The 19,622-nt window shown below is 40.2% G+C and carries 17 protein-coding genes; 2 read left to right on the top strand and 15 right to left on the bottom strand.

All coding sequences use genetic code 11. The features are described from left to right. Positions 1-35: 35 nt before the first annotated feature. The 3 genes from rpoD to AC4J95_RS12145 form a co-directional block, all read right to left on the bottom strand. Positions 36-1,145, bottom strand: a complete 1,110-nt coding sequence (gene rpoD / locus AC4J95_RS12155; protein WP_316401711.1) for an RNA polymerase sigma factor RpoD — start codon at positions 1,143-1,145, stop codon at positions 36-38. A 22-nt stretch (positions 1,146-1,167) separates the two neighbouring features. Further along, complete coding sequence (gene dnaG / locus AC4J95_RS12150) at positions 1,168-2,988, bottom strand: DNA primase (RefSeq protein ID WP_494550115.1); 1,821 nt, start codon at positions 2,986-2,988, stop codon at positions 1,168-1,170. A 149-nt stretch (positions 2,989-3,137) separates the two neighbouring features. Beyond that, a complete protein-coding gene (locus tag AC4J95_RS12145; protein WP_494550114.1) occupies positions 3,138-3,773 on the bottom strand; it encodes a lysozyme family protein in 636 nt (211 codons plus the stop codon). Between the two features lie 184 nt (positions 3,774-3,957). Between AC4J95_RS12145 and AC4J95_RS12140 the strand changes: the two genes are divergently transcribed. Both AC4J95_RS12140 and mprF read left to right on the top strand, forming a co-directional pair. Then, entirely contained in the window at positions 3,958-4,680 is a 723-nt protein-coding gene (locus AC4J95_RS12140) for an alpha/beta fold hydrolase (protein ID WP_316401714.1), read from the top strand. 4 nt (positions 4,681-4,684) lie between these two features. After that, on the top strand, positions 4,685-7,264 hold the full coding sequence (mprF, locus tag AC4J95_RS12135) for a bifunctional lysylphosphatidylglycerol flippase/synthetase MprF (protein ID WP_494550113.1): 2,580 nt from the start codon (positions 4,685-4,687) through the stop codon (positions 7,262-7,264). Between the two features lie 101 nt (positions 7,265-7,365). Here the strand turns inward: mprF and AC4J95_RS12130 are convergent, their stop codons facing one another. The 12 genes from AC4J95_RS12130 to AC4J95_RS12075 form a co-directional block, all read right to left on the bottom strand. Next, a complete protein-coding gene (locus tag AC4J95_RS12130; protein WP_494550112.1) occupies positions 7,366-8,355 on the bottom strand; it encodes a plasmid pRiA4b ORF-3 family protein in 990 nt (329 codons plus the stop codon). Between the two features lie 89 nt (positions 8,356-8,444). Beyond that, a complete protein-coding gene (gene dnaJ, locus AC4J95_RS12125; RefSeq protein ID WP_494550111.1) occupies positions 8,445-9,605 on the bottom strand; it encodes a molecular chaperone DnaJ in 1,161 nt (386 codons plus the stop codon). A gap of 149 nt (positions 9,606-9,754) precedes the next feature. Next, positions 9,755-11,584 carry a molecular chaperone DnaK gene (gene dnaK, locus AC4J95_RS12120; protein ID WP_494550110.1) on the bottom strand — a complete coding sequence of 610 codons (1,830 nt, stop codon included), beginning with the start codon at positions 11,582-11,584 and terminating at the stop codon, positions 9,755-9,757. A gap of 50 nt (positions 11,585-11,634) precedes the next feature. After that, positions 11,635-12,192: a nucleotide exchange factor GrpE gene (gene grpE / locus AC4J95_RS12115; RefSeq protein WP_316401719.1), complete on the bottom strand. Its 558-nt coding sequence runs from the start codon at positions 12,190-12,192 to the stop codon at positions 11,635-11,637. 33 nt (positions 12,193-12,225) lie between these two features. After that, the gene (hrcA, locus tag AC4J95_RS12110) at positions 12,226-13,266 is read right to left on the bottom strand and encodes a heat-inducible transcriptional repressor HrcA (protein WP_316401720.1); all 1,041 of its coding nucleotides are present in this window, start codon (positions 13,264-13,266) and stop codon (positions 12,226-12,228) included. 121 nt (positions 13,267-13,387) lie between these two features. Then, positions 13,388-14,536: a radical SAM family heme chaperone HemW gene (hemW, locus tag AC4J95_RS12105; protein WP_494550109.1), complete on the bottom strand. Its 1,149-nt coding sequence runs from the start codon at positions 14,534-14,536 to the stop codon at positions 13,388-13,390. A 186-nt stretch (positions 14,537-14,722) separates the two neighbouring features. After that, complete coding sequence (locus AC4J95_RS12100) at positions 14,723-15,589, bottom strand: LPXTG cell wall anchor domain-containing protein (protein ID WP_494550108.1); 867 nt, start codon at positions 15,587-15,589, stop codon at positions 14,723-14,725. A gap of 171 nt (positions 15,590-15,760) precedes the next feature. Continuing rightward, positions 15,761-16,654: an LCP family protein gene (locus AC4J95_RS12095; RefSeq protein ID WP_494550107.1), complete on the bottom strand. Its 894-nt coding sequence runs from the start codon at positions 16,652-16,654 to the stop codon at positions 15,761-15,763. Positions 16,655-16,952: 298 nt separating this feature from the next. Then, a complete protein-coding gene (locus tag AC4J95_RS12090; protein WP_494550106.1) occupies positions 16,953-17,525 on the bottom strand; it encodes a histidine phosphatase family protein in 573 nt (190 codons plus the stop codon). Continuing rightward, positions 17,522-18,283, bottom strand: a complete 762-nt coding sequence (gene cobS / locus AC4J95_RS12085) for an adenosylcobinamide-GDP ribazoletransferase (protein WP_494550105.1) — start codon at positions 18,281-18,283, stop codon at positions 17,522-17,524. The genes AC4J95_RS12090 and cobS overlap by 4 nt, the downstream gene beginning before the upstream one ends. Next, the gene (cobU, locus tag AC4J95_RS12080; protein WP_494550104.1) at positions 18,280-18,867 is read right to left on the bottom strand and encodes a bifunctional adenosylcobinamide kinase/adenosylcobinamide-phosphate guanylyltransferase; all 588 of its coding nucleotides are present in this window, start codon (positions 18,865-18,867) and stop codon (positions 18,280-18,282) included. Before cobU ends, cobS begins: the two co-directional genes overlap by 4 nt. A 6-nt stretch (positions 18,868-18,873) precedes the next feature. Beyond that, complete coding sequence (locus tag AC4J95_RS12075; protein WP_494550103.1) at positions 18,874-19,605, bottom strand: AIR synthase related protein; 732 nt, start codon at positions 19,603-19,605, stop codon at positions 18,874-18,876. Between the last annotated feature and the right edge of the window lie 17 nt (positions 19,606-19,622).

Here is a 19,622-nt window from a genome sequence, read left to right as displayed (position 1 = left end):
AGCTCCTCGAGGATTTCTCGAGGAGCCCAATAATGCTATTCTAAAAAATCTTTTAGTTGTTTAGAACGAGAAGGATGGCGTAATTTCCGCAAGGCCTTCGCTTCGATCTGACGAATCCGCTCACGAGTAACGCCGAATACACGACCAACTTCTTCTAATGTGCGGGTTCTGCCATCGTCTAAACCAAAACGTAGACGTAACACATTTTCCTCACGGTCAGTTAATGTATCCAGCACATCTTCTAACTGTTCCTTCAACATTTCTGAAGCTGCGTGTTCTGCTGGGCTTGTTGCCTCTTGGTCTTCGATGAAATCGCCTAGATGCGAATCATCTTCTTCACCAATCGGCGTTTCCAAAGAAACGGGTTCTTGTGCGATCTTCAAAATCTCACGAACTTTTTCAGTCGGCAAGTCCATTTCGGCTCCGATTTCTTCTGGAGTCGGTTCACGTCCTAAATCTTGCAATAATTGACGTTGTACACGGATCAATTTGTTGATGGTTTCAACCATGTGAACCGGGATACGAATCGTCCGAGCTTGGTCAGCGATCGCACGGGTGATTGCTTGACGAATCCACCAAGTCGCATAAGTCGAGAATTTGAATCCTTTGCGGTAGTCAAATTTTTCAACAGCCTTCATTAGACCCATATTTCCTTCTTGAATCAAATCAAGGAATTGCATTCCCCGTCCAACATACCGTTTTGCGATACTTACAACTAAACGTAAATTAGCTTCTGCTAAACGTTGCTTGGCTTCTTGATCTCCTTGTTCAATCAATAAGGCAAGTTCAACCTCTTCTTCAGCGGTCAGCAACGACACGCGTCCGATTTCTTTTAAATACATACGAACTGGGTCATTGATTTTGACACCAGTTGGGGCCGATAAGTCTTCTTTTTGGGCTTCCTTCGCTGTTTTTTCATTTTGTTTCAAGCTAGCCTTAGAAGGTTCACCATTTTCGTCAACAACACTGATTCCAGCATCCTCAACTTTTTGGATCAATTGATCCATTGCCTCTGCACCTAATTCATAAGGAGTCGCTAAACGATTCGTTAGCTCATCATAAACCACCTGTCCCAATGGTTTCTTTTCCTTGATGAAGGCTGCTACAGCTTTTTCGTACTCTTTTTTATTTTTTACATCTGCCATAAAATAAATGCCCCTTTCACTTCTAGGCTTGTTTCAAGCGTTTCGTCAATTCGATAATTTGAACTGTCAATTCTAATTCCCGTTGCTGGTTTCCGCTTTTTCTGGCTTCAAGCTGCTCTTTTTGTCGTTTTTTTATTTCTTCAGCAATGCCAGATTGAGAAATCACCCGCATCAGATCATAGATTTCACGTTCATTACTATCCTCTGACATGGATATCATAGAGATGTCGATGGCTAACTGTTTCATCTCATTCTCTTTTAAATAGTTCAGGAAGTCTGCCAAAACAAAATTTCCATGAACCATCATATAACTATCTAAGTAAAGAAGCAATTCTTGGTACTGATCGTGAATAAACTGAAAGTCTGTTTGAACCAACTGTTCGCGAATCGAGCTTTCATTCATACTGCGATACAATAACATTCGCTCGGCTTTTTCTTCCTTGGTCAAGACTTTTTTGACAGTTTGAATCGGTGCCGGAGAAACCGGAGTTTGTTGCTGGCGTCGTTCGGTACGAATTGTCTGTCGAACCATTTGCAACTGCTGTTTTAAGCTTTCTCGAGTCAAATGAAATTCGTTCGCTAACTGCCCTAAATATAGATCTTGTTCAACCGGTGACTGAACCTTTGCCAAATCCTGCATGACAACTTCCAAATAATTCAAGCGATCCGACTCATTTTCAAGATTCAGACCTCTTTTGCGATAGTGCATCTTAAAAGCAAAGGGCGTCTGACGACCATGCTGCAATAAGTTTTGAAGCTCATTTACACCATACTTTCGCAAATATTCATCCGGATCAAGTTTCTCCGGAACACTCACCGTGGCAAGATTCAATCGACTATGTTCTCCTAAGATTGTAAGTGCTCGGTCTGTAGCTGCCTGCCCAGGATCATCACCATCATAGGCGATCACAACTTGACCAGTCACCCGCTCAATCGCTGAAATCTGTTGTTCGGTTAAGCTAGTTCCCATCGAGGCTAATCCAATTTTGATGTCAGCCTGCCAAGCAGCCAGAACATCCATGAACCCCTCAAAAAGAATCGCTTCGCCTTGCTTACGAATCTCATTACGCGCCTTGTCAAAATTGAACAAGACTTGCCGTTTGTTGAATAGCTCTGTTTCTGGTGAGTTTAGATACTTTGGCTGATCTTCGCCAGGAAAATCTTCTGTTTTAAGCAAACGTCCGGAAAATCCAATCGGTTTCCCACGAAAATCATTCAAAGGAAACATAACGCGTTGATAAAAACGATCACTAAAGCTGCCATCATCCCGTCGGATAAATAACCCACTACGTTCCATTAAATCAGCGTTCACTTTATCCTGTTGAGCCACTTGAACCAAAAATTCTCGCTGACTAGGCGCAAAACCAATCTTAAACTCAGTGATCAGCTCATCGCTTAATCCACGATCATGAAGGTACCCTAAGGCCGCTTCGCCCACCTTCGTGTTCATCAATAAGTGATGATACAAATCACGAGTACGCTCATGCAATGCAATCAATTGCTGCTGCCCTGTTGACGTTTGATTGACAGGTTCGGTAGAGATTTCGATATCTAAAGGAATTTGTTCAATGTCGGCAACTTTTTTTACTGCTTCAGGAAAACTAATTCCTTCTAGTTCCTGCAAAAAGGTATAAACATTGCCTCCCTTGCCGCAACCAAAACAGTGAAATATCTGCTTGTCTTCAGCAACCGAAAATGACGGAGTTTTCTCCTCGTGAAATGGACATAGCCCCAAATAATTTTTGCCGGATTTTTTTAATTGGACATATTGTCCGATCACCTCGACGATATTTGTTTTTTCACGAACCTCATCAATGACCTGTTGGGGAATTCTTTGCACCAAAAACCTCACCCCAATTCCCAAAAAATATGATAACAGCCGTAAAAAATCGCCCCAATTCTTCTTTCGAACAGCGCGATTTTTTTAGACAAACTTATACGTCTATCATTTTAGCATATTTCTTTATTATTACAAGCTTTCCGCTCATTATTTTAACTATTTTGAAACGTTTGAAAGAATGTGATAAAGCGTTTATTCATTTGCACGATTTCAGCATAAAACATGTTTCCGCCGTTTTGGTATAAGTAACCCCCATTATACAACAATGACTGCAATTGCATGTAACGATACGTGTGTTGCTGATCATTCCCATAACCTGGAGAAAGTACATCGCGAGAATACTCTTCAGCTAATTCAACGCTGTTTTTACCGCCATGATCATGAACATACTGAATATATTTTGTTCCGTAGTTATAAGCTTGGATTGCTGTATTGAGGTCGCACCCAGCTGCTTTTGCTTGTTTATAGCTATCGGAGAAATGCTTGACCCCATTTTCAATACTTTCTTGCTGACTGCTGATTTTTCCTCGGCTGCCATAAGCACTTTCCGAACTTTGCATCAGATCAGTTCCCCGACCTTTAGATTCAGTATACATGATACCTAGAATTATATCTGTATATTCTCCCACCCCAGCTTGATCTGCCAAGGTTTGTACATCGCTGCGGTAACTGTTTACTGTCTTTGTATTTTTATAGGTTCGAACTGCAAAAATCCCGCCAACTACAAGAGCCACCAGAATAATCAGTGTAATAATTACTTTTAATAGTTTCCCGATTATTTTCAACATAAAATTTGCCCAACCATCTTCTTTTTTTCTTTTTCAATACTACAAGAAGCAGCCAACCTTTTAAAAGCAAAAATAAATACTTTTATATTTAATTAATCATTCTAAAGATTTCATTTCCTACAATAATTAAATTGATGTGCAAGATTCAAAAAAATCGGTATACTTATCACTGGTAGGTGATGTTGTGAAAAATGAAAAAAAAGTTGCTCACATGCGTGATGGATCAGAAATTTATTATGAAAAATACGGCGAAGGTCCAGCGCTCTTTTTGCTCCACGGCAATGGCGGCAGTGGAAGATACTTTTCAAAGCAATTAAATAGTTTCAGCAAGCATTTTAACGTTTATGTCGTAGATAGTCGTGGCCATGGGCGTTCAACTAATACGCAAAAAGAGACAAGCTTTCAGCTGATGGCAGAAGATCTTGCCACGATCATGGCGCAAGAAAAAATCAGTTGCGCGGATCTTCTAGGATTTAGCGATGGCGCTAATTTAGCCATGGTTTTTGCTCGCATGTATCCCGATAAGGTCGATCATTTAATTCTGAACGCCGGCAACACTGTACCCAAAGGTGTTCGAACGATCCCTCATCTATTGAGCTATGTACAATACGCCATCGTTTGGGTGGGTGCGTTTATTGATACAGGAATGCGGAATTTCTTGCCAATTTTACGCTTACTCTTCCGTGACATCGGATTATCCACGGAGGATTTGAATCAGATTCAAGCCCCTACGCTAGTAATCGTAGGAAAACACGATTCAATCAAGACACAGCATTCAATGTACATCGCTCGTTCAATACCTAATGCAAGTTTTGCAATCGTTTCAGGGCAAGGTCATATGTTTGCACGCAGAAATCCAAAACGCTTCAATCAAGAAGTTCTGCAATTTCTAATCGAAGAGGAATGATTTGGTGGAAAAACTTATTGAATGGTTCAAAATACATTTAAGAAAATTCAAAACGATCTTTTTAATCTCTGTGATTATCATTGTTCTATTTGAATTATCAAATATTGCAAAAACGATTTCCTTTAATCAGCTATCAACGATTTTTGGTAAAATCAGTCCCTTGAACATATTACTGATGGCGTTAATCGGACTGGTTTCGGTCACACCGATGATCGGCTATGACTTCACATTGAATAATATCTTAGAGCAAAAGCCGAAAAAACTTTACATTTTCGAAACAAGTTGGCTGGTTAATACTCTAAACAATATTGCTGGTTTTGGCGGTTTCGTCAGCGCAGGCTTGCGCTCTGAATTTTATGGCAAGCAAACCTCCGGAAAAAAAGTGGTTCAAGCCTTGTCAAAAATTCTAGTCTTTACCATGTCCGGCTTATCTATCTATGCCTTGATATCTTTCTTTTTGGTGATGTTTGACGATCATAATCAATACTTGCGCCAATATTGGATTTGGCTGATCGGCGGCGGATTATATTTCCCGATTGTCTTCTGTCTAAGTATTTTTGGTAAAGGTGAGTATCTGGGGGATCTGAAAAGTTCTCATCGTCTTGAATTGATCGGGACCTCATTTCTTGAATGGACCGGTGTTTTAGTAAGCTTTATTTCTACTGGTCTTTTGATGGGAATTCACATCAACATCCGTGATGTTGTTCCGTTATTTATTGCTGCAACAGTGATCGGGATCGCTTCGATGATCCCTGGAGAACTCGGCAGTTTTGACTTGATGATGATCATTGGCTTGTCTGCGCTAGGCACACCGCGAGAAACTGTCATCGCATGGCTTTTACTGTTCCGTCTCTTTTATTATCTGATCCCCTTTGCTATCGGATTGATTCTCTTCTTCAAAAATATTGGTACTACGATCAATACGCGCTACAAAGGGATTCCAGTTAGTCTGTTAAAAGAGTTAGCTCATAAATTTGAAAGCTTTTTGTTATATTTTACTGGGATCATGCTGGTGTTATCAGCGACAATACCTGAAGCATTCATCCGAATACCCTTATTACAGCGATTAAATCCGATCCACTCGCGAGTGATTGTGGTCTTTCCTGCCATTTTACTGGGATTTCTGTTGATCGTTTCAGGTCGAGGAATTTCTGCTCGAGTGAGGAGAGCCTATATCCCTACGATTATTATTGTGACATTAACATTTTTGTATTCTTTACTGGCGGGTTTTCGAATTTCAACGGGTTTTTTCCTAGCATTATTATTGCTGTTTGTTATTTTTTCAAAAAACGAATTGTTTAGAGAGCAGCTCGTTTATTCGGCCGAATGGATAACGATTGATGCGATCATCATGGGCGGCCTAACCATTTTGTATATTATTATTGGTGTTTATAACAGCCCAAAAATCCATCATCGTCACCATCTGCCAGAATTCTTCTTATTTCCCAGCGAAAAGATCTGGATCGTCGGTTTTGTTGCAATTTTAATTGTCACCTTTATCATTTTGCTGCTATTACGCTTTTTGAAGAACAAACGGATACAAGTCGGCGAAGCATTAGATGAGGCTCGAGTTCAGCACATTTTGGAGACTTATGGAGGCAATCCTGACAGCCAACTTGTTTTTCTGAAAGATAAAAAAGTCTTTTATTATAATAATGGCGAAGAAGATACTGTCTTCTTCCAGTTATCGACCTTCAACAATAAAATTTTAATCATGGGAGATCCTTCCGGTCAGAAAAGTGATTTTGAGGCTGCAACAGAGGCTTTAATCAATGAAGTGGATCGCTATAATTATTTGCCGGTCTTTTATGAAAATAGCGAAGAGATGGTCATGATTCTTCATGAGTTCGGTTACGATTTCATCAAGTTCGGTGAACGTGCACATGTCCACTTGCCAGACTTTACCATGAGCGGCAAGAAAATGAAGGGGCAGCGTGCCAGCTTCAACAAGGTACTTAAGGAAGGCTACCAGTTCGATGTTCTCAAGCCTCCATTTTCAAATGAAACAATGGCTGCTTTGAGAGAAATTTCTGATGAATGGCTTAATGGCCGTAAGGAAAAAGGATTCTCTCTTGGTTTCTTCTCGGAGGACTATCTTCAGCGGGCACCGATTGCCGTGATAAAAAACAGTAATGATGAGATCGTGGCTTTCGCAAATTTTATGCCAACCTATACTGAAAACATCGGAACAATCGACCTGATGCGTCACAGTCCAGAAAAAGCTCCAAGTGGTACGATGGATTTTCTTTTTATCAATCTATTCCAATACATGCGTGACGTAATGGGGATCGAGTATTTCGATCTTGGCATGGCGCCCTTAGCCAACGTTGGAACTTCACGGAAAAGTTTTACGCAAGAACGAATTGCCTATTTGGTCTATAATTTCGGCTCGCGTTTTTACTCATTTGGAGGATTAAAAGAATATAAAGATAAATATGCCAACGAATGGCTCCCTGAATACGTGCTATATTCTCGTGACAGCTGGATTGGTTTTGTCATGATTGCTCTGCTGATTACTGATAACGCCCCTGTTCAAGGTGAAAAAAAGTATCGCGGATTCAAACGATTTATCTTTAGAGATTAGCAGCTTCTTTACTTGAAGCTGCTTTTTGTTTATCTCTCAAAAAAATAAGCTGGAAAAAAATATCCCAGACTTATACTTCACAGTTATCTTCTCTAAGCAATTTAAAACTCTACTTGCTCCAGGCGCTCATTCATCGTTATCAAATCAAGTGATTGCCAGATTTCATTCCCTCGCGAATCTTCAACCGGTGTATCTCCTTTAGCTTTTACACAAACAGCATGTCGAAACTCTGCTTCATTATCAGTAATGACCTTTTCAACAGCGATTAGATGTTGCCAGTCGCAACCAAAGTCATATATATAGTTAATTTTTGCTCCCGCATAGAAATCTTCAGCAATAAATCGCTGTTCCTCAGCATATTGCGACATTTCTAGGTCATTGGGGCCAATCATCTTGGTACGATCTATAAAGAAAGCGTGAAGGTGACTATTCTCCCAATCAAAGACAATTTGTAAAATACGATGAAGATGTTCGTAAGTTATACCTGCTGGAATCTTTAGACGGCGCCAAATTGGTGGTCTGTATCCTTTCAAATCCACGCGAACAATATATCCTGTAACGTTTTCCTGCTCCTTCTTCTGTTCTGGAAATATCAAGATATTGTCAGGAAGTTTTTTTCTTGGTGACTCCTCTAAATCATAATGCTCAACATTATACGGATCTTCAACTTCAAAATTCCCCTCACGCCATTCATCCATGATCGCCAACTTAGTTTTGGACCAGTAATTCGGATTGCTCATCCGAGTTAAAAAAGCTGTTTTGTTCAGATAGATAAAATAATGCATCTCTTTGCAATCTTCTTCAGTAATTATTTTCTCATGGTACAACGCGCTGTATAAATCGAGAAGAATTTGATACGCGTAAAAACTCTCATCGATGAATAGGGGCATGTGCTTAGGCATGTGGTGGACCAACGCCTCTTTCACCACTTGCTTATCTAAAAGCTTACTGCCCAATTTTCCTTTATCAACAAAACTTAAAAAGAATTCAACGGTGCGAATAAGGCCATCAGGTTCAGCGAGTCCGCCAGCAATAAAATAATGCATCATGTCTCTGGTCATACGATCAAGTAACTTGTCTAACTTATCCATAGGAACCTCCTTCAACACGTATTCTCTTCTTACCAATAGTAAAAGAAAAAAGAGGTTCAATCAATACTCAATTGATTGAACCTCTAATATTATTTCTTTCCGCCAAAGGCATCCTTCATCTTACCAAAGAAACCTTCTTCTTTTTGTTCACTTACTGTTTGTCCGCCAGCTTCAGCAAATGCCCGCAACGCTTCACGCTGTTTGTCATTCAGATTCTTCGGTGTAATGATTTTCACCGTCACCTGTTGATCCCCATTTGTGTTCCCACGTAATCTAGGCGCACCTTTGCCGCGAAGTCTGAACTTAGCACCTGTTTGCGTTCCAGCAGGGACCTTTAATTTCACATCGCCATGAACAGTCGGAACATTGATTTCATCACCTAATGCTGCCTGAACGAAGCTTAACGGCAAGGTGTAATAAATTTCTGCCCCATCACGATCAAAGATATCACTTTGTTTCACCTTGAAGACCACATAAAGATCGCCATAAGGTCCGCCATTGATTCCCGCTTCACCTTGATCGGCTAAACGCATTTGTTGGCCGTCTTCCACACCAGCAGGGACTTTCACCTTGACTGTATGAGGACGTTTTTCATGACCAGAACCATGACAAGTTGGACAAGGTTCTTTGATTTCTTTCCCTGTTCCATGACAAACATCACAGGTTTGACGACTCATCACACGGCCAAGCGGTGTTTGATGTTCCACATTGATCGAGCCAGAGCCATGACACTTGTGACAAACCTCTGGTTGCGTGCCAGGTTTCGCACCATTTCCGTTACAGGTGTGACAAGTTTCTTCACGATTGTATTTAATATCTTTTTCCACACCAAAAATAGCTTCTTCAAATTCCAAGTTGATCGAATATTGCAGATCTGAACCTTGTCTAGGTGCTTTAGGGTCTGCTTGACGCGTACCACCGCCACCGAAGAAAGATTCAAAAATATCTTCGAATCCAAAGCCGCCTGCTCCGCCAAATCCACCAGCGCCACCGAAGCCGCCCGTTCCGCCAGCACCAAAGTTTGGATCGGTCCCTGCATGTCCATATTGGTCATAAGCAGCACGTTTTTGCGGATCGCTTAAAATTTCATATGCTTCAGAAATTTCTTTGAACTTTTCTTCCGCATCGGCTTCTTTATTGATATCCGGATGGTATTGTTTGGAAAGCTTGCGGTATGCCTTTTTGATTTCATCATCCGAAGCACCCTTTTGTACCCCAAGGACTTCGTAATAATCACGTTTTGTAGCCATTGGCTTCCCTCCATAATTCATAGAATCGTTAGTATTGTATCACAATTCAAATTCGATACGATACTTTTCTTAGATTTTTTCTAAAGGAATCACCAATCTTGAAAGAAAAAAGGCCAAAGCGATGACTTTGGCCTTTCGTAACGAATCAATTATTTGTCGTCATCGTTAACTTCTTCAAAATCAGCATCCACGACATCATCCGCGCCGCCTTGAGCTGCGTTTGGATCAGCCTCTGCTTGTTGTTGTGCTGCTTGTTCGTAAAGTTTAACCGTTAAGTTTTGTACGATTTCGTTCAATGCATCACGTTTTTCTTTCATTTGTTCGATATCATTGGCTTCAACCGCTGCTTTTAATTCATCACGAGCGTCTTCAGCTTTCTTCACTTCATCCGCGTCAACTTTGCCTTCTAATTCTTTCAATGTTTTATCAACTGAGAATAGTAAAGCATCAACGTCGTTGCGTAGATCAACTTCTTCTTTACGCGCTTTGTCGGCATCCGCATTTGCTTCAGCGTCTTTCACCATACGTTCGATTTCATCGTCTGATAAACCTGATGAAGATTTGATCGTGATTTTTTGTTCTTTTTGAGTTCCTAGATCTTTTGCAGAAACATTTACGATACCATTTTTATCGATATCAAATGTTACTTCGATTTGAGGGATTCCACGTGGTGCAGCTGGAATATCTGTTAATTGGAAACGACCTAACGTTTTGTTATCAGCAGCCATCGGACGTTCACCTTGTAATACATGGATGTCTACAGCAGGTTGATTGTCAGCAGCTGTTGAGAATACTTGCGATTTACTTGTTGGGATCGTTGTGTTGCGATCGATCAATTTAGTAAACACGCCGCCCATTGTTTCGATACCTAATGATAATGGTGTTACGTCTAGTAATACGACATCTTTCACGTCACCAGTAATAACCCCACCTTGAATTGCAGCGCCCATCGCTACTACTTCATCCGGGTTAACAGATTTGTTAGGTTCTTTGCCAGTCTCTTTACGTACAGCTTCAACAACTGCAGGAATACGTGTAGAACCGCCGACTAAAATTACTTCGTCTACATCTGATTGAGACAAGCCAGCATCTTTCAATGCTTGACGAACAGGTGCTTTCGTACGTTCAACTAGATCAGCAGTGATTTCATCAAATTTCGCACGAGACAATGTTGTTTCTAAGTGTAATGGACCAGCATCGCCAGCTGTGATAAACGGCAAGCTGATTTGTGTTGAGCTGACACCTGATAAATCTTTTTTCGCTTTTTCAGCAGCGTCTTTCAAACGTTGCATAGCCATTTTGTCTTTAGATAAATCAATACCGTTTGCTTGTTTGAAGTCAGCAACTAAATAATCGATGATCTTGTTATCAAAGTCATCCCCACCTAGTTTGTTGTCACCAGCAGTAGATAATACGTCGAATACGCCATCCCCTAATTCAAGGATCGATACGTCAAAAGTACCACCGCCAAGGTCAAATACTAAGATTTTTTCATCTTTATCTGTTTTATCTAAACCGTAAGCTAATGCTGCGGCAGTCGGTTCGTTGACGATACGTTCAACTTCCAAACCAGCGATTTTACCAGCATCTTTCGTTGCTTGACGTTGTGAATCATTGAAGTAAGCAGGTACAGTGATAACGGCTTTCTCAACTTTTTCACCCAAATAATCTTCAGCAAAACCTTTGATGTATTGTAACACCATTGCTGAGATTTCTTGCGGTGTATAATTTTTGCCGTCTGCTTCCACTTTAAAACCAGCTTCACCCATGTGACGTTTGATAGATGAAATCGTATGAGGGTTCGTAACTGCTTGACGTTTCGCTACTTCACCGACTTGGATTTCGCCGTTTTTAAATGACACAACAGAAGGTGTCGTACGATTTCCCTCTGGGTTCGTAATGATTTTAGCTTCTCCGCCTTCTAAGACAGCGACTGCTGAGTTTGTTGTACCTAAGTCAATACCGATAATTTTACTCATAGTTGAAAATCTCCTTTTCCATTATATGTTTAAATTTTTAGTAGAATACATTATTGAGCTACGATCACCATTGCTGGACGCAACACGCGATCATGCAGCTGATACCCTTTTTGTAAGACATTTACTACCGTCTCCGGCTTCACTCCATCCTCTGCAGGAACAGTTTGGACTGCTTGGTGCAGATTCGGATCGAAGGTCTCACCATCAGCTTTGATTTCTGTGATGCCTTCTTCTTTTAATGCAACAGTTAAACTTTCAAGAACCATCTCTACCCCTTTTTTAAGGCTGGCTCCTTGATCGTCAGTAACTTCCGTTGCTAGGGCTCTTTCTAAATTATCGATCGCTGGTAATAATTTCTTACCAAGATCTTGTGAACGATAGCGAATTAATTGTTCTCGTTCATTTTTGTTGCGGTTAGACATATTTGCGATTTCAGCACGAGCTCGCAAGAATTTATCTTCCATTTCATTGAACTTGCCAGTCAACTCCTCAACTTCGGAAACTTCTGGAATATCAATGCCTTCCGCTTCTTTTTCAGTCGAATCATTTTCAGTCGTCTCAACTTCTTCTAATTCTTCTTCAACTTCTCGCTTCTTTTCTTTTGCCACTGCGCGTACTTCCTTTCTTTTTAGGAATCGTTCCTAGTGATACAAATCCAGAGAACGGTAATAATCGTCCAATGCATTTGTCAACTCGTATCGGAAAACTTCCAATAACCCAAAGATTTTTGAATACGGCATCGACGTTGGACCTAATAATGCGATCGTCCCACGACCATGTCCGCGTATTTCATAATTTGCCTGGATCATGCTTAAATGGTCGAACAAGTCATTTTCCATCTCAGTTCCGATTCGAACGTGAATATTGTTGTCAGAAGGCAACAATAATTGCGTCAATTCATCTGAATTCTGCATCAATGAATACATTGATTTCACATGATTGAGGTCCTGATCGGGATTGAAATTCAAGATATTCATTCGTCCACTTACAAACACTTTATCCTCAAAGGCATCATTCAAAATCACATCAAACAAGTGGCTGATTCCCTCAGTCGTTTGGAAATAGCGATGTAAGATCATTGGAATTTCAGTCCTCAGTTTTTGGTAAACGCTCACCAAAGGCTGACCGACTAAACGATCATTGATAATTTGGACCATTTTCTCCAAGTCTTGACTGGCAACATTCTCCGGTATTCGAAAAACTTGACTCTCGACATTTCCCTTATCTGTGACAATAATCGCCAATATTTGCCGATCATTCAACGGAACGATTCGAAAACCAGTCAATGTCCGATCTTTCATTTCGGGGCCGAGCGAAAACGCCGTGTAGCTGGTAACTTGCGAAAGTATCTTGGCAGACTGTTGAATGATATCATCGATCTCATGAATATCTTTTTTTAAGGATCTGCGAATTTGATCTACTTCTTGATTACTCACCTTAGCTGGCGTCAATAGATGATCCACATAATAACGATAGCCTAAAGCTGAAGGAATCCGTCCTGATGAAGAGTGAGTTTTCTCCAACATACCCAATTCTTCTAATGCCTTCATGTCATTGCGGATAGTTGCGGAACTTGCTTTTACGCCTTCTTCCATCAAACTTTTTGACCCGACCGGTTGACCCGTGTTGGTAAAGTCTTGGATGATCAAGCTGAGAATCAGTTTTTGTCTTTCAGTTAACATTCTTCTCATCCTTTAGTTAGCACTCTTTCTTTTTAAGTGCTAACTCGATTATTAATATACCACATCCGCTATAGAAGTCAAGCGAAAAAAATAAAAAATTAGCACTCTCACAACGAGAGTGCTAATTGTCTTTATTCAACAGAAATTTTTCAAAAACATCGTTTCCTCGAAATAAGCCTGCTTTTGTTAGAAAAACTCTTGAATCTGTCTCTACCAGTAGTTTTTGCCGTTTTAATTTTTCCACCGTATCGCCATAAATTTCCATGATGCTTTGACCAAAACGAGCTTCAAAAACCGATTTTTCAACACCTAAAATTTTTCTTAAGCCTAAGAACATCTCTTCTTCAATCTGTTCCTTTTGAGTTAAGTATTCCTCTTCGAGCATTGGCAATTGATCGTCATTCAATGACTTCAGATAATGCTGGATCGGTCCGCGATTTTTGTAGCGCCGATCTCCAAGATAACCACTGGCTCCTGCTCCAAGCCCAAAATAATTTTGATTATTCCAGTAAACTAGATTGTGTTGACTTTCAAAACCAGGTTTTGCAAAATTACTGATCTCGTATTGCTTACGTCCTGCTTTTTCCATCGCTTCAATCGTCTCAGCGTACATCTGTGCCTCTAGTTCTTGCTCCGGCAGCTGCATCTTCCCTCGCCGTACCCAATTCATGAACATCGTTTGATTCTCTAAAATCAAAGAATACAACGCATAATGAGGTAAATCGAGCGCTAATGCTCGTTCAACCGTGTCGCGAAAGCTTTCTAAACTTTGACCTGGCAACGCATAAATCAAATCAATCGTTACATTAGAAAAATTTTTCTCTTCTAATAAACGAATCGTATCATACACATCCTGCGCGGTGTGCTTACGCCCGATTTTTTTCAACAGCCGATCATCAAAAGTTTGGACGCCCATTGATAAACGATTCACACCATAATTTTTCATCACATCCAATTTATCTGCAGACAAATCACCAGGATTCGCCTCTACTGTAAATTCTCCATTATTGTACGGAAGAATTTCTCGCAGCCCGCTTAGCAGACGATCAAATTGTTCGGCATTTAATGATGTCGGCGTACCGCCGCCGACATAAAGTGTTTCCATTTTATTCACCGGATTCTGTATCAACGATAAGCGCGCCTCTTTCAACAACGCTTCAATATATTCATCTACAGGCTGCCCTTCAAGAAAAACTTTATTGAAGTCACAGTAGTAACAGATATGTTCACAGAATGGAATGTGGACATAAGCCGAAGTAGATTTTGTCATCCTATTCCTCTTTTCAAGTAGTAGTAACAGACGTATTCTAACACAAATCACATCAACAAGAGTCTACACCACACTATTTCAACTTGATATAATCGAAATTTTTACATTTGCCCCAGAAGGAGTCAGATTAAAAAAAAAGATATCCCTTTTGATTTCTTAAAAGGATATCTACTCTTAAATCTTTCACTAATTATGATTTTGCCTCAAGTAATAAAGCACCAAATTTCCAATAATCCCAAAGCCAAGCAATGAAAGGAAAATATTCGATTGATCATTTGTCTTAGGATATTCCTTCGCTTGCTCTGTTGTATTTTCCTGTTGTGACGAAGCAGCTTCTTTTGATTGCACTACTTTTTTTGCTGCAACTGGTGTTACTCTTGACCCATCCGTTGAAAGATCCTCACCTGCAGAATTTAATATTGCTTTGATCCGATTGACAGTTCCATTGATATCTTCTGAACGATCTTGCACATCGGAAACAGCTTTTTTTGCATTCAGAGCTCCATCCGTTAACTGAACATGCACCGATTGTGCGCTATTCTTGGCAGTTGAGAGGTTTTGATCGATCGTCTTTCGATCTTCCTCCAAAGTTTTTTGTAATTTTTTAGCATCAGCGATTTTTTTGTTGAAATCTGCTCTTGCTTGATCTAACTGCTCTTTAGCTTGTGTCCATTGTGTTTCAATCGCTGTATGATCCTCTTGAACGCGTCCCGTCACCTCATTGAAATGAGTTTGAAAGTTGCTGTGGATCTGATCCATTTGATTCTGAATTGTTTTAAAGTCATTATGAAGATCCTCGTGCCTTTTTTGTGAACGTTGTTGAGTATTGATAATATCTTGAGCTATTTGTTTTTGGCGAGTTTCAAATTGTTCTTGCGCCGTTTTTAGCGCTTCATCAATTTCAGCCTTTCTATTTGTTAAGTCACCAACTGGGCTTTCACTATTAGTTGTTTCTGTTCCCAACTCAATCGTGTCTGCGTCTACCACTGTAGCAAACTGAAAGATACTGTGAGCTAGTAGGACAAATGATACTATTAGAACTAATTTCTTCATTGTTAAATTCATTCCTCTCAATGAAGATTATAACTATAATCATTCAAAAGTGTTAATAAACAAAATGGACAATTTGTCTAAAAAATGACACTTGAATACCTATATTTTTATCTAATCCATTAAAGAATGAACCTATTTATTCCAATACATCGTCATAAAGCGGTATTTCAACTATTCGGTCAAAAACTTTTGGATTGCTTTAGTATTTGCCGCTGTATCTAACTCCAATACACTTCCGCTGGGTGTGTTGTTGTTGAACTCCCAAGATTTATCGATTGGTATTGCGAGTGTTTCGATTTTTTTGGTATTGCCTAGAGCAAAATCTTTTCCGACACTTAGAATCGTACTTTCAGATAAGTTGGTATCCACATAACCTAATAATTTCCCAGTTGTTTTCGGTAATCTACTTAATGAAGTAACATTGGTGACTTGCTGCGAGATTCCGGAAAGTACTTGCTGTTGTCGTCGAATACGGCCAAAATCCCCTTCCTCGTCTTCTCTAAAGCGCGAATACTGCAATAGCGTGTTGCCATCCATCTTCTGTTTGCCGGCTTTAATAAAAACTTGGTCTAAATCGAGATCTTTTTCAGCATCGATCTCCACTCCTTTCGGGAACAAACTATCGATTGCTTCTTTAAAATGATCAAAATTGATCGTAACGTAATACTCAATAGGTATATCAAAATTTTCTTTCAAGGTTTTACGAACTAGTTCAATTCCACCATATGAGTAGGCGGCGTTGATCTTATCTTTTCCATAGCCTGGAATATCAACATAGCTGTCGCGCATAATCGATATTAACTTCGGCTGTTGGCTTTTTTGATCATAATGCGCGATCATCAAGGAATCCGAGCGGCCTCGATCTTCACCTCGAGAGTCGGTGCCAATAATCAAGATATTCAAATCATTTTCATCTGGCGCCTCTTCTCCATTGAAAGCGACCTTTTGCTTCGGGAGGTTATGCTTTGTAGATTCATATCCTTGAACAAAGGAAAAAATTAAATAGCATTCAAAAACCAGCAATATTCCTAAAACGATCAATAAGATACGCTTGTAAACTTTCATTCAATAATCCTTTCTTAGGCAACGAGATAGTCATTCAACCCCGATTGTACGGTTATCTACTTGTTTGGGTGAGAATTGAAAAGCTCAAATCAATTATTTTTCTAGTTTAGCCTAAAAATAGTCATTATAGCCACTTTTTCTCATCCTTAATAAACTTTTATTGTAAAGAACAAAAAAACCGTTTGGATTAAACGGTTTGTTGTAATCTATTCGATATGATTTTCTAACAGTTACAAATTTACGGCAACATTTTAGAAGCGCGATTCTATTTCCATTAATACTTTATGAAATAGACGTTCTATTTATTCCATGCAATTATTTTAAAATCAGACTCTTTGACCTCTATCATCGTGTAGTTTCCCTGTTCCAATGCGATTTCCCAAAATTTATACGCGGGAAAGCAATTCTTCAGGATCACTCGCAGCACACCAAGATGACCCACAAGTATGAAATCTTGTTTCTTTTGGAGAATCTCTCTGACGCATTTTAGAATACGATCTTGAAAGTCTGAAAACTTTTCCGCATTCGTCGGCGTAACCTCAAAAGGTGACAGTAGCCATTTGTTCCATTCCATCGGAAATTCTTTATTGATCTGATCCGCGTTCAAGCCTTCCCACAATCCAAAATCCTTTTCATCCAGCTCCTTCAACGAAATCATCGAATGGTTTGGAAAAATCAATTTGCCTGTCTCGATCGTCCGTTTTAAGCTGCTCGTATAAACAGGCGTATCAACCTTCATATCCGCTAATTTTTCCTTCAGAAAATAGCTCTGTTGTACGCCTGTTTCATTTAGTGAGACATCTGTTTTTCCGTAAAATAAATGTTGACGATTATAATCCGTTTCTCCATGCCTAATCAGATAAATTTTCATAAAGACCCTCGCATTACAACTAACGTCAATAGAAATACGACTTGAGAAATTGGAGAACACGCACCTAAAGTATCTCCATTAAAGCCGCCAACTTTACTTATGACCAATTTCCGGTAAAGAAATGTCACTGCCACGTTGACGATAAAGCAAACGAGACCGACTCTTCTTAAAAAGAGCAGTAATACAAGAAAAGAAAAAAGCTGGCTAATGACAACATGCTGATTTTTTACATTCAAAAAAGTCGTGCCTAAGCCCTGAGTATTATTTCCCGCATACTGCATTTGATAAAACAAAAGACTGATCCCGTTTTTTCCTACCAGATTCAGCAGTAAGACAATCACAGCTTGGAGTACAGTGCTCAGTTGAGGGAGCAGCACAACAAAACTAAAGATCATAAATAAATAATAAAAAACGACGGCCAACACACCGTTGCTCCCTACTCGGCTGTCTTTCATAATTTCCAGCATGCGATCCTTGTCCCGTGAAGAAAATAAGCCGTCAGCCATGTCAAACAATGCATCCAGATGAAAACCACCCGTCAACATCACATCAAAAAATAAGATGAATATCCACGCGATGCTGGGACTAAAGAAATACTGAAGCGGCCAATAGGCGACAGCCTCGATAAATCCAAGCATTAATCCAAACAGCGAAAAAAAGCGGACGCCTGAACGCATTTTTTCTTCAGGTTCTTCGACCGCCACAGGAATCGGTATTCGCGTAAAAAATTGAAAATACAAGATTATGCTATCAATCATTTAATCTTCATAGGGATACCAGCTACCACTAAAAAGACAGCATCCGCTTCCTTTCCTAAAGATTGATTGACCAATCCTAAAACATCTCTGAACCAGCGGGTAAAAGCATTCTCAGGAACGATCCCAAGTCCCACCTCGTTTGTCACTACGACAAGATCCGATTGTGCTTTTTTCGCGGCTTTGAGGATTTTGTACCACTCATTAAGAATTTCAGCTTCGATCGCCATCTTTTCCTTTTCAGAAAGCTTCGTGACCTCTTCATCGATCACAGTAAAATCATTTCCGAACCGTTCTTTCATTAATTCGAAAAAATAATTCGTCGTCAGCATCGTAGCACAGTCTAACAAATGTGCGGATACATTCGACTGTTCGATCACATCGGATACAACTAAGTAGGTTTCAGTGGTTTGCCAATTTTTAGGGCGACGATGCTGATGAAGCATTACTCGAGTTGCCATTTCATCATCTTGGGTAGAACAGTTCGTTGCAATGTAATTGATCTCTGCCTCAGTATCTAACAGACTTTCTGCAAAAGCTGATTTACCGCTGCGCGCTCCGCCTGTGACTAAAGTAATTTCTCCCATGGTTTGTCACCTCTTCTTAAATTCACCAATTTTTTTCAAATCAGTGTATCGAGCTAAAATATCCGCTTCTTCTTCTGGTCTTACCGCTAATAGGATGACCGTTGCCGGACCTGCTGAACAATCGAGATCATCTTCAGTAAGAAACTCCACTTGAAAATTAGACTTCTCCGTCATTAGCTGCGCTTCATACCGAATTCCCTTTGATCCGACAGGGAGCATGTCCAAAACACCGACTTCCTGTCTCAAGTTCTTCACTAGCGGATAAGAAAAAATCGTATGCTGATTTTTCACGACCCTCTCGCCGACACAGGGCTCACCTAATTGTAACAAACTGCAGGCTTCTTGCAGCACAAAATTTTCTTTTCCTGCTGTAATTTCAGCAATCACTGTGATTCCAATACTACTCGTCTTAGTCGGCATATTTTCTTCTGTACTGCCATTCAGCGAAATTGTTGAAAGCTCCGCTCTAGTTAGCTCTGCTTTAATCCCCTTCAACATTTGATCGCCTGTGGGCTCCTTTTCGTTACCGATCAGATCGATGACCGCGATCGGCGTTGCCCCGTAACAAATTAGCTCCATCAAGGGAACCCGTAGACAAAAAGCCGCTGTCACTGCCGGATCGATCCTCACCGCATCCTCAGCCTTCTCTCCGATTCCCGCGCTGGAGTCGCAAGCGATCACCAGCCACTTTTCATGTGAGACAGGTAAAATAGAAAGATCACGATATTTGTTTGTCAAAACCAAAACTCCTTCGC

The sequence above is a fragment of the Enterococcus sp. GPZ-007 genome (assembly GCF_059374735.1).
The sequence above is the reverse complement of the archived record's forward strand: the minus strand, read 5'-3'. Positions and strand labels throughout refer to the sequence as shown.

Excerpts from the sequence above, each read along its gene's own strand:
- rpoD (WP_316401711.1), bottom strand. The coding sequence starts at position 1,145 with ATGGCAGATGTAAAAAATAAAAAAGAGTACGAAAAAGCTGTAGCAGCC.
- hrcA (WP_316401720.1), bottom strand. The coding sequence starts at position 13,266 with ATGTTAACTGAAAGACAAAAACTGATTCTCAGCTTGATCATCCAAGAC.
- dnaJ (WP_494550111.1), bottom strand. The coding sequence starts at position 9,605 with ATGGCTACAAAACGTGATTATTACGAAGTCCTTGGGGTACAAAAGGGT.
- cobS (WP_494550105.1), bottom strand. The coding sequence starts at position 18,283 with ATGATTGATAGCATAATCTTGTATTTTCAATTTTTTACGCGAATACCG.
- AC4J95_RS12095 (WP_494550107.1), bottom strand. The coding sequence starts at position 16,654 with ATGAAAGTTTACAAGCGTATCTTATTGATCGTTTTAGGAATATTGCTG.
- cobU (WP_494550104.1), bottom strand. The coding sequence starts at position 18,867 with ATGGGAGAAATTACTTTAGTCACAGGCGGAGCGCGCAGCGGTAAATCA.
- dnaK (WP_494550110.1), bottom strand. The coding sequence starts at position 11,584 with ATGAGTAAAATTATCGGTATTGACTTAGGTACAACAAACTCAGCAGTC.
- AC4J95_RS12090 (WP_494550106.1), bottom strand. The coding sequence starts at position 17,525 with ATGAAAATTTATCTGATTAGGCATGGAGAAACGGATTATAATCGTCAA.
- AC4J95_RS12130 (WP_494550112.1), bottom strand. The coding sequence starts at position 8,355 with ATGGATAAGTTAGACAAGTTACTTGATCGTATGACCAGAGACATGATG.
- AC4J95_RS12100 (WP_494550108.1), bottom strand. The coding sequence starts at position 15,589 with ATGAAGAAATTAGTTCTAATAGTATCATTTGTCCTACTAGCTCACAGT.
- hemW (WP_494550109.1), bottom strand. The coding sequence starts at position 14,536 with ATGACAAAATCTACTTCGGCTTATGTCCACATTCCATTCTGTGAACAT.
- AC4J95_RS12145 (WP_494550114.1), bottom strand. The coding sequence starts at position 3,773 with ATGTTGAAAATAATCGGGAAACTATTAAAAGTAATTATTACACTGATT.